This window comes from Tateyamaria omphalii (genome assembly GCF_019802125.1).
In the GTDB taxonomy this organism is placed as follows: domain Bacteria; phylum Pseudomonadota; class Alphaproteobacteria; order Rhodobacterales; family Rhodobacteraceae; genus Tateyamaria; species Tateyamaria omphalii_B.
On record NZ_JAHVHT010000006.1, the window covers coordinates 61,891 to 75,083 of the forward strand.

Here is a 13,193-nt window from a genome sequence, read left to right on the forward strand (position 1 = left end):
GCTAAAAATGACCAACACAATCCTTACGGTCGCACGAGCAGGGCTATGTGTGCGCGTAAGACTGCACTCTAACCAACCAACCTAGCCACATTTTGAAAAGCCGCAGGACGCGCAGGTCATGCACCCTTCGATCATGCGCATCTCGAAGCTGCCGCAGCTTGAACAGGCTTTGCCGCGGGGAGTATCCAGACCGACGACCTCGGCCTGCGGGTCGGACTTCAGGCCCATGCCTTCACCCTCGATAAATCCGATCTGGATCATGTGCTGTTCGATCACCCCGCCGATGGCTGCGAGGATCGAGGGAATATACTTGCCTTGCATCCATGCGCCGCCACGCGGGTCGAATACGGCCTTCAGCTCCTCGACCACGAATGACACGTCCCCGCCCCGCCGGAACACGGCAGAGATCATGCGCGTGAGCGCAACGGTCCAGGCGAAGTGTTCCATGTTCTTGGAGTTGATGAACACCTCGAACGGGCGCCGATGCCCGCCGATCACCAGATCGTTGATGGTGATGTAGAGCGCATGTTCGCTGTCGGGCCACTTGACCTTGTATGTGTTCCCCTCAAGCGAGGTTGGACGGTCGAGCGGTTCGGCCATGTAGATCACGTCGCCATGGGGCTGCATGGGTTCTGCATCGTCGTTGGCCATGACCGGCGCTTCGGCAGGTTTTTCCTCGGCCACAGTCAGGACGGAGCCGGTGACTGCGTTCGGGCGGTAGGTTGTGCAGCCTTTGCAGCCGGTGTCCCAAGCCTGCATGTAGACGTCTTTGAAATCGTCAAAGCTGATGTCTTCGGGGCAGTTGATCGTTTTGGAAATCGACGAGTCGACCCATTTCTGGGCCGCAGCCTGCATCTTGACGTGGTCGCTTGGTGCGAGCGTCTGGGCGTTCACGAAATAGTCGGGCAGCTCCGCGTCGCCGAACTTATCGCGCCACATTTGTACTGCGTAATCAACGACTTCTTCCTCGGTTCGGCTGCCGTCTTTTTGCAGGACCTTGCGGGTGTAAGCATAGGCGAAGACGGGTTCGATGCCGGATGAGACATTGCCTGCATACAGCGAAATGGTGCCAGTCGGCGCGATAGATGTCAGGAGCGCGTTGCGGATGCCGTGTTCGGCAATGGCGTCCCGTACGTCGTCATCCATCGCCTGCATCGTGCCTGACTGCAGATAAGCATCTGCATCAAAGAGCGGAAAGGCGCCCTTTTCCTTCGCCAATTGCACCGACGCCAGATACGCGGCGCGGGCAATCGCTTTCAACCAGTGCTCGGTCTGACGCGCCGCCTCGTCCGAGCCGTAGCGCAGGCCCAGCATCAAGAGCGCGTCGGCGAGGCCGGTGACGCCCAGTCCGATACGGCGTTTGGCGGCTGCTTCGCGTGCCTGTGCTTCAAGCGGGAAGCGCGAGGCGTCGACCACGTTGTCCATCATCCGGACCGCTGTAGCGACGAGGTCGGACAGTGCAGACTCGTCAAGTTCCGCTTCTTCTTCAAAAGGTTGGGTGACCAGGCGGGCGAGGTTGATGGAGCCAAGGAGGCATGCGCCATAGGGCGGCAGGGGCTGTTCGCCGCAGGGGTTCGTGGCAGCGATGGTCTCGCAATAGTTCAGGTTGTTGGCGGCGTTGATGCGGTCGATGAAGATCACGCCGGGTTCGGCGTAATCGTAGGTCGAGCGCATGATGCCGTTCCACAGATCGCGAGCCTCAACCGTCTTGTAAACGGTACCGTCGAAGACCAGGTCCCAGGACCCGTCGGCCTTCACCGCTTCCATGAAGGCGTCCGTCACGAGGACCGACACGTTGAACATGCGCAGGCGGGCGGCGTCGGACTTGGCGGTGATGAAATCCTCGATGTCGGGATGGTCGCAGCGCATGGTGGCCATCATCGCACCGCGGCGCGATCCGGCGGACATGATGGTGCGGCACATCGCGTCCCAAACGTCCATAAAACTAAGGGGTCCGGAGGCATCTGCGGCCACGCCTTTGACCCCTGCCCCCTTGGGCCGGATGGTCGAGAAATCATAGCCGATACCGCCGCCCTGCTGCATGGTCAGCGCCGCCTCTTTCAGCATCTCGAAGATGCCACCCATGCTGTCGGGGATCGTGCCCATGACAAAGCAGTTGAAGAGGGTGACGGAGCGTGCCGTTCCCGCTCCGGCGGTGATGCGGCCAGCGGGCAAAAACTTGAAATCTTCCAAGGCGTTATAGAAAGTCTGCTCCCACTGAGCGGGGTCCTTTTCGACCGACGCGAGATCGCGCGCGATGCGCCGCCAGCTGTCTTCGACCGTGACGTCGATGGGCGTGCCGTCGGCCTCCTTGAAGCGGTACTTCATGTCCCAGATCTGTTCGGCAATCGGCGCGGCAAAGCGTGTCATCGGAGCATCCCCTTGGGGGCGTCCGATTCTGTCGGACGCCGTGCAGGCAAACAGGCTACCATTTCTGACGCATTCCACAACAGATAGATGTACTTGACTTGGTAGCCACCAAATCTAGAGGTATCACAACCACAACAGGTTGCAGTTCGGCGTGACAGCGCTACATTATATGGTGTGGCGAGAGGTGGATTCTGTGGATAAGTACATCAATCTCATCAAGCTGTCCGTGGGCAGCGACAGCTATGACGATCTGGTCGCGTGGCAGTCCACGAAACGTGCGCAGACCGATGATGGCTATCCGCGCCATGTGACCCGTATGTGGCCCAAGCGCGAGGCCGAGATACTAAATGGTGGGTCGATCTTCTGGGTTGTGAAAGGGGTGCTGACCTGTCGCCAGCGCATTCTGCGGCTGGATGAAGTGATCGGCAGCGACGGCATTCGCCGCTGCGCCATCGTGTCTGATCCGGAGTTGGTGCGGGTGCAATCGGCGCTCAAGCGACCGTTTCAGGGATGGCGCTATCTGAAGCCCGAAGACAGCCCGCCGGACCTGCCGAAAGGGCGCGAGCGGGAGGAGCCGCTGCCGGTTGAACTCAATCGGGCGCTGGCCGAGATCGGGGTTCTTTGAGGCGAGAGGTTAACGCGCCGTGCGGTGCGAAATTCGCGCCCGATTTTGCGAAACTGCACATTTTCGGTCTGAAACTGCGCGTTTTGCACCCCTCGAAAACGCCCGTTTTCAGCCGGTTTTGAGCAAACTGCACATTTTGACCCGCAAACTGCGTGTTTTGGACCCCAGGCAACCGTTCAGACATCGTTAACGCTCGCCCGGCGTTCATGTTTGCGCGGGCGCGTTCACTCTTTGGAAAGAGTTGGCCTTCAGTCGGCCCCCAGTCGGTCCAGCAGCGTTGCCAGCACCGCGCGCTCCGCATCCGTCACCTCAGCCACGCGGCTGCGCCAGAGCGTCGCCTGGCTGGCGAGGATCAACCCGTCGCTCAGGATCTTGAGGTGGTTGGCGCGCAGTGTCTCGCCGGACGAGGTGATATCGGCGATGGCCTCTGCCGTCTCGTTCGCGACGGTGCCTTCGGTCGCGCCCTGGCTGTCGACGATCGCGTAGTCAGCCACCCCTGCATCGCGCAGGAAATCGCGGACGAGCCGGTGGTACTTGGTTGCGATCCGCAGGCGGAAGCCGTGGGCCGCGCGAAAGGCCGCGGCGGCAGCGTCGAGGTCATCGGTCAGGTCCACGTCGATCCAGGCCTGCGGAACAGCGAGGACAAGGTCGGCGTGACCGAAGCCCATTTCGGCCATCGGTTCGACCTGCTGCTCCCAGAGCGGCAATTTTTCGTGGATGAGATCTGTGCCGGTCACGCCCAGATGGATGCGCCCAGCGGCGAGTTCGCGCGGCACTTCCCCTGCCGACAGCAGAACAAGCGCCACGCCATCGATCCCGTCCACGGCGCCCGCATATTCGCGGTCAGATCCTGTGCGGCTGAGCGTGACGCCGCGCTTTTCGAACCACTGGAACGTCTTGTCCATCAGCCGCCCCTTGGACGGCACGCCGAGCTTGATCATGCTGCGCCCTCCAACTCGTCCATCAGGCCGGGGCGGATGACCGCGCCGACGGCGGGGATTTCCTGCCCCTGCCCTAAGCGGCGGGTGAGCGCGTCGTAGCGCCCGCCGGAGGCGACGGGGGGCAGGTCAGGGCGCTGTTCGGCGTAAAAGCCGAAGACGAAGCCGTCGTAATATTCCATCGAAGTGCGGCCGAAGCTCGCCTCGAATTCCAGGTTGTCGACGTCGATGCCGCGGGCGGAAAGTGCCTCCGCCCGCGCGTCGATCCGTTTTACCGCAGGGCGCAGCGCGGGCAGGTCAGCGCAGAGCGTGTGCATCTGGGCAAGCGCGAAGGGCAGCGTTTCGCGGACGTTCAAGAGCGCATCAAGGCATTCCATCTGCGCGCCGGAGAGTGGCGGTTCGGCGGCGTCCGCTTGAAGAGCTGCGATGCGGGCGTCGATTTCGGACTGGCGGCGCAGGCCGGTGAGCGGCGCGTCGGTTGTGGCGTTGCCTGCAAGCAATGCTGCCCGCGTTTCCGGTACGGGGCTCCGGCCAGAAAAGCGGTCGAGCAGCGCGCGGAAGCGGCGGGGGCGCCAGATGTGGCGGCGCAGGGCGGCCTTGCGCCGGTCGGAAATGTCGAGACCATCGACGGCGGCCATGAGGATGCCGATGTCGCCTGTCGCGGCCCGCAGGTTGAGCGGACTGACAGCATCGGCGATCAGGGCGAAGACCTCGGCATCCGCTGCCGCAGGGTTGGTGCCGTCGAAGAGCTCGTAGCCCACTTGCAGGTATTCGTTTGCGCGGTCGGGGTCATCTTCCTGCCGCCGAAACACTTTGCCCGCATAGGTGTAGCGGGCGGAGTCGGCGCCGTTTGCCATGTGCATCTGGACAACCGGCACGGTGAAATCCGGGCGCAGCATTTGTTCGCCGCGCAGGGCGTCGGAGGTGACGTAAGCGCGCGCGCGGATATCCTCGCCATAGAGGTCGAGCAGCAGGTCCGCCGGTTGCAGGATCGGCGGTTTGACCAGCTGCGCGCCCGCCGCGATGAAGCGGTCGCGCAGGGCGTGGGCCCGCTCGCGTGCTTGGGTCATTGGTTCAGTTTGTCCATAACTTGCCGATGCTCTGCGTGCTTCTGCAGCAGTCGACGAACGGCTTCAACCATGTCACATTCTGCAACTTCTTCTTGTTGTGGACGTTCCTTCCACTCTTCTTGGGTTGCAGTCTGCGCCAGCTCGGCGCCCAAAACCAAATCTTTGATCTGAACGACACCTCGCTCCCATTCATCGTCCCCAGCGATAATAGCAACGGGACTGTTTCGCTTATCAGCGTACTTTAATTGGTTACCAAAATTCCTAGGGTTCCCCAGAAATACCTCGGCCCGTATTTTTCCCAGCGACGGGTTGTCTGGATCGAGATCAGCCTCCCGCAAGAGTGCCACAAGCCGTTGGTAGTCGGCCATGCGGTCGCGGTCCATGACGGTGACGACGACGGGGCCTTGTTCGGTGGTGCCGATGCGGTTGGTGGCGCGCAGGGCTGCCAGCAGCCGGTCGACGCCGATGGAGACGCCGGTGGCGGGGACTTCCTGGCCGGTGAAGCGCTTGACCAGATCATCGTAGCGCCCCCCGCCCGCGACGGAGCCGAACTGGACCGTCTGGCCCTTTTCGTTCTGGACGTCGAAGGTGAGTTCGGCCTCGTAGACGGGGCCGGTGTAGTAGCCGAGGCCGCGGACGACGGAAGGGTCGATGACGATGCGGTCGGGGCCGTAGCCTGCGGCGTCGAGGAGGGCTGCGATTTCTTCGAGTTCGGCGACGCCTTTGGCGCCGATGTCCGAGCCTTGGACGAGTTCGCTGAGCCGCGCGACGGTGTCCGGGCCGGTGTCGCGCTTGGCGTCCATGAAGCCCATGACGATGTCGGCTTCGGCTTCGCCGAGGCCAGCGCCCTTGGTGTAGTCTCCGCTTTCGTCCTTGCGCCCCTCACCCAGCAGCGCCCGCACACCGTCTGGCCCCAGCCGGTCAAGCTTGTCGATGGCGCGCAGGACGATGCCGCGTTCGGCTTCCTTGTCGTCACCAGCAAGGCCCGCGACCTCCATCACGCCGTTCAGCACCTTGCGGTTGTTGATGCGGATCACGTAATCTTCACTCTGGATGCCCACGGCTTCGAGCGTGTCCGACAGCATCGCGCAGATCTCGGCATCCGCGGCCATGGAGGCTGTACCGACCGTATCCGCATCGCATTGATAGAACTGGCGAAACCGCCCGGGTCCGGGCTTTTCATTGCGCCAGACCGGACCCATCGTGTAGCGCCGATAGGGGTTCGGCAGGTCGTTGCGGTGTTGCGCATAGACGCGCGCCAGCGGGGCCGTCATGTCGTAACGCAGGGCGAGCCAGTCGCCGTCTTCTTCTTGCCAGGCGAAGACCCCTTCGTTCGGGCGGTCGACGTCGGGCAGGAACTTGCCCAGCGCCTCGACCGTTTCCACGGCACTGGATTCGAGCGCGTCAAACCCGTAGCGATGATACACCCCGGCGATCTTTTGCAGCATTTCGGCCCGGTCGGTGACGTCCGTGCCGAAATAGTCGCGGAACCCCTTGGGCGTTTGCGCCGTGGGGCGGGGAGTTTTCTTGGGCTTGGCCATTGTGGCGCTCCGGGTTTGCGTTCGGGCGCGGGATACCGCAGGCATGGGGGCTGGGCAAGCGGGGCTTGAGGTGGCAGATGGGGGATATGGAAAAGCTGGAAGAAGAGATCGCGCATTTGCAGCGCACCGTGGACGAGCTGTCGGACGTGGTGGCGCGGCAGGAGACCGAGATTGCCCTGCTGACCCGGCGCGTGCAGATGCTGATGGAGCGGGAAGCGCAACGGGAGGCAGATGGCGGCGGCGGTGTCGTGATCGGGGACGAGCGGCCTCCGCATTATTGAGAACCCGGCGACCCGGTTGCCAATCGGCTCTTCGGGGAGGATTTTTTTGAAACAGGGAAGACAGACCCTGTTCACCAATCATTAAGGTTGATCGCCTTTGCTGACAGAGCATCGGGAGCAGGGATGCGAACCGGTGTAAACGGGGAAGGCCCTTGATCCATTGCGATCAAGGGCTGGACCGCCCCGGCTTTCCCCACGTTGATAGGACGAGCGCCACCGTCTGCATCTTCCCTGTTTCAAAAAAATCCTCCCCGAAGGGTCGGGATGCCAGAGACGCAGACCTCAGGGTGTTTTGAGCGCGGCGGCAAGCACCGCGCCATCGTGCAACAACATGTCCGCCCAGCGCCCGTTGTCGGTGAAGTTTTCGTAAGCGCTGATGAATGTTGTGTTGCGCGCGAGCCTGTCGATCCGTCCGCCGCAGGGCTTGTTACGCCCCACATTGCATACCCGGCGCTTCAGCTTTTCGTAGGCTTCGTCCGTAGTGGAGTAGGGATACTCGTCTGCGGGCAGGCCATAGCGCAGTTGTTCGTGGAACGCAGGTTCGCCGAAGAGCGCAAGTGCGGCCGTGAATTGGCGCGGGCAATTGTCTGCAAAGCCCGTCACGTAGAAGGTGCGTGGTGCGGTGCTGTCGGGCGCGGTGTCGTAGAGGACGTAGCCGCGGCCCTTGCCTGCCGCCTTGTCGACCACCTTGCCCAATCTTGCCGGTTGCGCATCGCAATTGCGCGCGATCTGGCCGAAGGGCACAATCATGCCGGGTGCCACATCCGTTCCGTCCGGTCCCGTACGTGGGGTGTTTCGTGTGCCGCCGAAGAGGCGGCGGCGCTTTTCCGGTTCGACCAGCGCCTCGGGGGAGACAGCTGCCGTGACGACCGGTTCTGCATCAGTTTGGGTTTCCGTCGGAGCATCCAGCCCCGCTTCGACCGGATCCTGGCCTGTCAAAGTTTGTGGATCGGTATCCGATTGCGAGGCACGGCGCAGCCAGCCGAAGAGGCCGCCGGAGGCGGGCTCTGCTTGTGGTGCTGCGGCGGCGGCCCCGGCGCCTGCAATCGCGTCGGACGGGGCTGGTTCGACAGGCAGCGCATTGTCTGCATCTGACACAGTGGCGGTGTCCGCGTCGATCTGATCCGGGTTGGCCACAGGTGTTTGCGCATTTTCTTCCGCGCCAGCGGCCGGGTCGCGGAAAAGTCCCGACAGGACACTTTCCTGGCGCGCGAGCTCTTCTTCGGTTGGCAGGACGTTGGCGCCGGGTTCGGGGGGCAGAACAGCCCCTTCGGACACACGTTCGATGCCGCTGAGCGGATCGCCGCAGGCTCCAAGGAGAGCTAACAAGGCGCAGGCCGACAGCGTTCGCATCATGCGCATATCCTCCCTGATCGTGTCCACATCCCGCGGGCGGTTTTATCCTCAAGACGTCGGAAGGTCCAGTCAGGGGGCCGTGGCGTCAGAGGTCCTGCACCTCGACCACGCCGGAGAGAGATTTGATCGCCCCCTTGATCTGGGGTGTGACGGGGAATTCAGCGCCGAGGTCCATCTCGACCTCGCCCGGCAGGCTGTCGTCCATCAGGCAGACCGTGATCGGGCCGCGTCCTGCCCCCTTGGCCGTGTTTGCCGCCCCTTCGAGCACTGTGGCGACCGAGGCGAGCGCGGTGGGGGCTTCGACAAAGATGCGCAAACCCATGCCGCCGACATCTGCGACCACGGTATCAACGGGGGCGACGGAGCGGCCGAGGAGCTTGAGTTGGTCGCTTTCCATCGTTGCCTCGACCGTGACGATGACCTTGGCGCCCGTTTCCAGATGGTCCTGGGATTTTTCGAGGCTTTCGGAGAAGAGCGTCACCTCGTAGGCGCCGGTCGTGTCGGACATCTGACAGAAGGCGAAGCGGTTGCCTTTGGCCGATTTGCGCACCTGCAGACCGGCGACAACGCCCGCGAGTTTGGCGACCAGCGGTTGGGTTTCGGCCTTGGCCGTCACCTCGTCCAGCGTGATGACCCCCTTGCGTTTGAGCGGGCCCATGTAGTCGTCGAGCGGGTGGCCGGAGAGGTAGAAGCCGACCGCCTTGTGCTCCTCGCCCAAACGTTCCGCGGGCAGCCAGTCATCTAGGGGCAGGAGCCTGGGTTCGGGCAGGTCGTCGCCTGCCTCGCCGAAGAGCGAGACCTGGTTGGAGTTTTTCTGGTCATGGACTGCTGCGGAATAGGCGCTCAGCGCGTCGAGCGCGTCGAAGACGCGGCGGCGGTTGGGGTCGAGCTGGTCAAAGGCCCCGGCGCGAGCCAACATTTCGAGGGGGCGTTTGCCGACCTTCTTCAGGTCCACGCGGCGAGCGAAGTCGAAGAGGTTGACGAAGGGTTTGTCGGCACGGGCCTCCTGCACCAGCCGCATGGCTTCGACGCCAACGTTTTTGAGCGCGCCCAGCGCGTAGACCAGCGCGCCGTCGACCACCTTGAACGTCGCATCCGAGCGGTTCACGCAGGGCGGCACCCATGGCAGGTCGAGCCCCTTGCGGACCTCTTCGAAGTAGACGGCCAGCTTGTCGGTGAGGTGAATATCGCAGTTCATCACACCGGCCATGAATTCGACCGGATGGTTCGCCTTCAGCCATGCCGTCTGGTAGCTGACCACCGCGTAAGCCGCCGCGTGGGATTTGTTGAAGCCGTAGTTCGCGAACTTGTCGAGGAGGTGCCAGACTTCCAGCGCCTTGTCCTCGTCCACGCCGTTTTCCTTGGAGCCTGCAAGGAATTTGGGGCGTTCGGCGTCCATCGCTTCCTGGATTTTCTTACCCATGGCGCGGCGCAAGAGGTCCGCGCCGCCAAGCGAGTAGCCCGCCATTTCCTGCGCGATCTGCATCACCTGTTCCTGGTAGACGATGATGCCTTGGGTTTCGTCCAGGATGTGGTCGATGGACGGGTGCAGGGTGTCGCGTTCGCTCAGCCCGTTCTTGACCTCGCAGAACTTCGGAATGTTCTCCATCGGGCCCGGGCGGTAGAGGGCCACGAGGGCGATGATGTCCTCGATACAGTCCGGTTTCATCCGCTTGAGCGCGTCGATCATGCCCGAGCTTTCCACCTGGAACACGGCGACCGTCTTGCCCGCAGCGTAGAGTTTGTAACTTGCCTCGTCGTCGAGGGGGATGCCGCCGATGTCGTTCTCCATCCCGTCGGCGGGCGTATAGAGTTCGGTGCCATCGGCAGCGATGTGCAGCTTGCGGCCAGAGCCGAGGATTTGTTCGACCGCGTTCTGGATCACCGTCAGGGTTTTCAGGCCGAGGAAGTCGAATTTGACGAGACCCGCCTGTTCGACCCATTTCATGTTGAACTGGGTGGCGGGCATGTCCGAGCGCGGGTCTTGATAGAGCGGCACCAGCGCGTCGAGCGGGCGGTCCCCGATTACCACACCGGCGGCGTGGGTGGAGGCGTTTCTGAGCAGCCCCTCGACCTGCTGGCCATAGGTCAGGAGGCGGTCCACGACCTCTTCATTCCGTGCCTCTTCGCGCAGGCGTGGTTCGTCCTTCAGCGCCTTTTCGATGCTGACGGGTTTGACGCCTTCGACCGGGATCAGCTTCGACAGCCGGTCCACCTGGCCGTAGGGCATTTGCAGCACGCGCCCGATGTCGCGTACGGCAGCCTTGGACAGAAGCGCGCCGAATGTGATGATCTGGCCAACCTTGTCGCGGCCGTATTTCTCTTGCACGTAGCGGATCACTTCCTCGCGCCGGTCCATGCAGAAGTCGATGTCGAAGTCGGGCATGGAGACCCGTTCGGGGTTGAGGAACCGTTCGAACAGAAGGGCGTAGCGCAGGGGGTCGAGGTCGGTGATGGTGAGCGCATAGGCCACGAGGCTGCCCGCCCCCGAGCCACGGCCCGGCCCCACCGGAATATCGTGGTCCTTGGCCCATTTGATGAAGTCAGCCACGATCAGGAAGTAGCCGGGGAAGCCCATGCCCTCGATGATGTCGAGTTCGAAGTCGAGGCGTTTCTGGTACTCCTCGACGCTGGTGGCGTGCGGGATGACCTTGAGCCGTTCCTGTAGCCCCTCATTGGACTGGCGGCGCAGTTCCTCGACCTCGTCATCGGCAAATTTGGGCAGGATGGGGTCGCGGCGATAGGCCATGAAGGCGCAGCGTTGCGCGATCTCGACTGTGTTTTCGATGGCTTCTGGAAGGTCGGCGAACAGCGTCACCATCTCGGCCTGTGACTTGAAATAGTGCTGGGCCGTCAGGCGGCGGCGCGGTTCCTGCTGGTCGACATAGGCCCCTTCGGCAATGCAGATCAGCGCGTCGTGGCTTTCGTACATGTCCGGTTTGGGGAAGTAGACGTCGTTGGTGGCGACCAGCGGCAGGTCCATGGCATAGGCCATTTCGATCAGCGGACGCTCGGTCAGACGCTCGGCTTCAGGCTGACCACCTTCGCCCGGGTGGCGCTGCAATTCGACATAGAGCCGGTCGGCGAAGATGTCCTTGAGCCGGTCCATGAGCGCCTGGGCAGCCGGCACCTGCCCAGTTTGCAGAAGCATCCCGACGGGGCCGTTTGGGCCGCCGGTGAGGCAGATCACATCCGCCGAATGGCCCGCCAGTTCCTCGACCGTGACATGGGGCAGTTCGGAGCCGTCGCGCAGGTAGAGGCACGAGTTCAGCTTCATCAGGTGCTCGTACCCGGCCTCGGTCTGGGCCAGCAGTACGAGCGGCGCGGGATCGCGGGGCCGTTCACCGGGGCGCGGTGTCACGTATTGCAGATCGACCTGGCAACCGATGATGGGCTGCACCCCTGCCCCGGCCATACCCACGGAAAACTCAAGTGCCGCGAACATGTTGTTTGTATCGGTCAGCGCGATGGCGGGCATCCCCGCATCCCGCACCAGGCCGGACAGCTTTTTCAGGCGCATGGCGCCCTCGAGCAGCGAGTATTCGGAGTGGGTGCGCAGGTGAATGAATCGGGGAGCGTCGGTCATGGCGCCTACGATATGTCGTGGCAGGCCGCTCGGAAAGCCCCACAAGATGTTATCCACAAGCTATAAGTTAGCTACCTGGCTAAGTATCTTGACTCGAATCGCCTGATGCCAATACTTAGCCACATGACTAACCAACTCGACATTGTCTTCGGCGCCCTTGCCGACCCAACCCGCCGCGCGGTGGTTGAACAGCTGACCCGGGGGCCAGCGGCCGTCAGCGCGCTGCACGATGGGCACGACATGGCCCTGCCCACGTTCCTCAAGCATCTGAAAGTGCTGGAGGAGAGCGGGCTGGTCTCAAGCACCAAGAAGGGCCGCGTGCGCACTGTCCATATCGAAGCGGCGCCGCTGCGCGTGATGGACGATTGGCTGAAACGCCAGAAGGACATGTGGGAGGGTCGGCTCGACCGTTTGGCGCGGCTTGCCGAAACACTGAACGAAGAGGACAGCACATGATGGATTTCAACCCGGACCTGGACCTGCGCATCGAACGCGAGATCGGGGCAAAACCCGAAACCATCTGGCGCTGCTGGACCGATCCCGACCTGCTGGCCCAGTGGTTTGCGCCCAAACCGTTCACGGTCAAGGACATCGCATATGATTTTGTGCCCGGCGGACGGGCGAACCTGACCATGGTGCTGGATGACGGGACCGAAATGCCGCTCAAAGGCTGTGTCCTCGAGGCGGATCCGGCACGGCGGCTGGTGACCACCGATGCACTTTTGGGCGGCTACCGCCCCAACGCGGCCCCGTTCATGACCGCGATCTACGATTTGGAGCCGCACGGAGACTCCACACTGTACCGCGCCACCGTTCTGCATGGCGACGTGGAGGCCCGCAAACGGCATGAAGAAATGGGATTTCACGAGGGCTGGGCGACGGTGATCCGTCAGCTTGGCGACCTCGCAATGACTTTGAAGGAGAAGACATCATGACAACAGATACCGGACATTTCGACATCACACGGACCATGCCAGTCGCCCCCGACCGACTGTGGCACCTGCTGACCGATGGGAAAATGCGCGAAGCCTGGGGCGCACCCGAGGAAGGGATGGTTCTTGTCATGGACAAATCGGACTTTCGCGTGGGCGGGCATGAAACACATCGCTGTGGGCCTGCGGAGAACCCGGAATTCACGGTGGACACACGCTGGTACCGGATCGACGGGCCGCATGATGCAGCCTTTACCGAGACGGTCATCATAGACGGCGCCGCAATCGCCACCACACTGGTCACCTACCGCGTGACGGCGGAGGGGACAGGATCGCGTCTCGACGTGTCGGTGGCGGTGTCGTCCTTCACCGGGCCGGATGCGGATGGCGAGTTCAAGGCCGGCTGGGAAGCCGGGCTGGCCAACCTTGAGGCACTCGCGACCAAGATGGCCGCGTAAACGCCCGGCCCGCTTGCCTTTGCCTGCCCGCCTGCC

At 62.9% G+C, this 13,193-nt stretch carries 11 protein-coding genes; 5 read left to right on the forward strand and 6 right to left on the reverse strand.

What is annotated here, in order from left to right:
• Positions 1-81: 81 nt before the first annotated feature.
• Positions 82-2,370: an adenosylcobalamin-dependent ribonucleoside-diphosphate reductase gene (locus KUV51_RS19530; protein WP_222523137.1), complete on the reverse strand. Its 2,289-nt coding sequence runs from the start codon at positions 2,368-2,370 to the stop codon at positions 82-84.
• Between the two features lie 193 nt (positions 2,371-2,563).
• Between KUV51_RS19530 and KUV51_RS19535 the strand changes: the two genes are divergently transcribed.
• Complete coding sequence (locus KUV51_RS19535; RefSeq protein ID WP_222523138.1) at positions 2,564-2,995, forward strand: DUF1489 family protein; 432 nt, start codon at positions 2,564-2,566, stop codon at positions 2,993-2,995.
• A gap of 248 nt (positions 2,996-3,243) precedes the next feature.
• On the opposite strand, the gene hisG is transcribed toward KUV51_RS19535, so the two are convergent.
• The 3 genes from hisG to hisS are packed head-to-tail and all read right to left on the reverse strand — an operon-like array spanning position 3,244 to position 6,544.
• Entirely contained in the window at positions 3,244-3,936 is a 693-nt protein-coding gene (hisG, locus tag KUV51_RS19540) for an ATP phosphoribosyltransferase (protein ID WP_222523139.1), read from the reverse strand.
• Positions 3,933-5,003 carry an ATP phosphoribosyltransferase regulatory subunit gene (locus KUV51_RS19545; RefSeq protein ID WP_222523140.1) on the reverse strand — a complete coding sequence of 357 codons (1,071 nt, stop codon included), beginning with the start codon at positions 5,001-5,003 and terminating at the stop codon, positions 3,933-3,935. The genes hisG and KUV51_RS19545 overlap by 4 nt, the downstream gene beginning before the upstream one ends.
• Positions 5,000-6,544 carry a histidine--tRNA ligase gene (gene hisS / locus KUV51_RS19550; RefSeq protein WP_222523141.1) on the reverse strand — a complete coding sequence of 515 codons (1,545 nt, stop codon included), beginning with the start codon at positions 6,542-6,544 and terminating at the stop codon, positions 5,000-5,002. Before hisS ends, KUV51_RS19545 begins: the two co-directional genes overlap by 4 nt.
• An 86-nt stretch (positions 6,545-6,630) precedes the next feature.
• Between hisS and KUV51_RS19555 the strand changes: the two genes are divergently transcribed.
• Positions 6,631-6,825 carry a SlyX family protein gene (locus KUV51_RS19555; protein ID WP_039683762.1) on the forward strand — a complete coding sequence of 65 codons (195 nt, stop codon included), beginning with the start codon at positions 6,631-6,633 and terminating at the stop codon, positions 6,823-6,825.
• A 282-nt stretch (positions 6,826-7,107) separates the two neighbouring features.
• Here the strand turns inward: KUV51_RS19555 and KUV51_RS19560 are convergent, their stop codons facing one another.
• Together KUV51_RS19560 and dnaE are read right to left on the reverse strand one after the other, a co-directional pair.
• On the reverse strand, positions 7,108-8,181 hold the full coding sequence (locus tag KUV51_RS19560; RefSeq protein WP_222523142.1) for a hypothetical protein: 1,074 nt from the start codon (positions 8,179-8,181) through the stop codon (positions 7,108-7,110).
• Positions 8,182-8,266: 85 nt separating this feature from the next.
• Positions 8,267-11,767, reverse strand: a complete 3,501-nt coding sequence (gene dnaE, locus KUV51_RS19565) for a DNA polymerase III subunit alpha (RefSeq protein ID WP_222523143.1) — start codon at positions 11,765-11,767, stop codon at positions 8,267-8,269.
• A gap of 123 nt (positions 11,768-11,890) precedes the next feature.
• Between dnaE and KUV51_RS19570 the strand changes: the two genes are divergently transcribed.
• Genes KUV51_RS19570 through KUV51_RS19580 form a run of 3 tightly spaced genes read left to right on the forward strand, consistent with a single transcriptional unit; the run spans position 11,891 to position 13,157 of the window.
• On the forward strand, positions 11,891-12,223 hold the full coding sequence (locus KUV51_RS19570; protein WP_222523144.1) for an ArsR/SmtB family transcription factor: 333 nt from the start codon (positions 11,891-11,893) through the stop codon (positions 12,221-12,223).
• Positions 12,220-12,702, forward strand: a complete 483-nt coding sequence (locus KUV51_RS19575; protein WP_222523145.1) for an SRPBCC family protein — start codon at positions 12,220-12,222, stop codon at positions 12,700-12,702. Before KUV51_RS19570 ends, KUV51_RS19575 begins: the two co-directional genes overlap by 4 nt.
• Entirely contained in the window at positions 12,699-13,157 is a 459-nt protein-coding gene (locus KUV51_RS19580; RefSeq protein ID WP_222523146.1) for an SRPBCC domain-containing protein, read from the forward strand. Before KUV51_RS19575 ends, KUV51_RS19580 begins: the two co-directional genes overlap by 4 nt.
• The last annotated feature ends 36 nt before the right edge of the window (positions 13,158-13,193 follow it).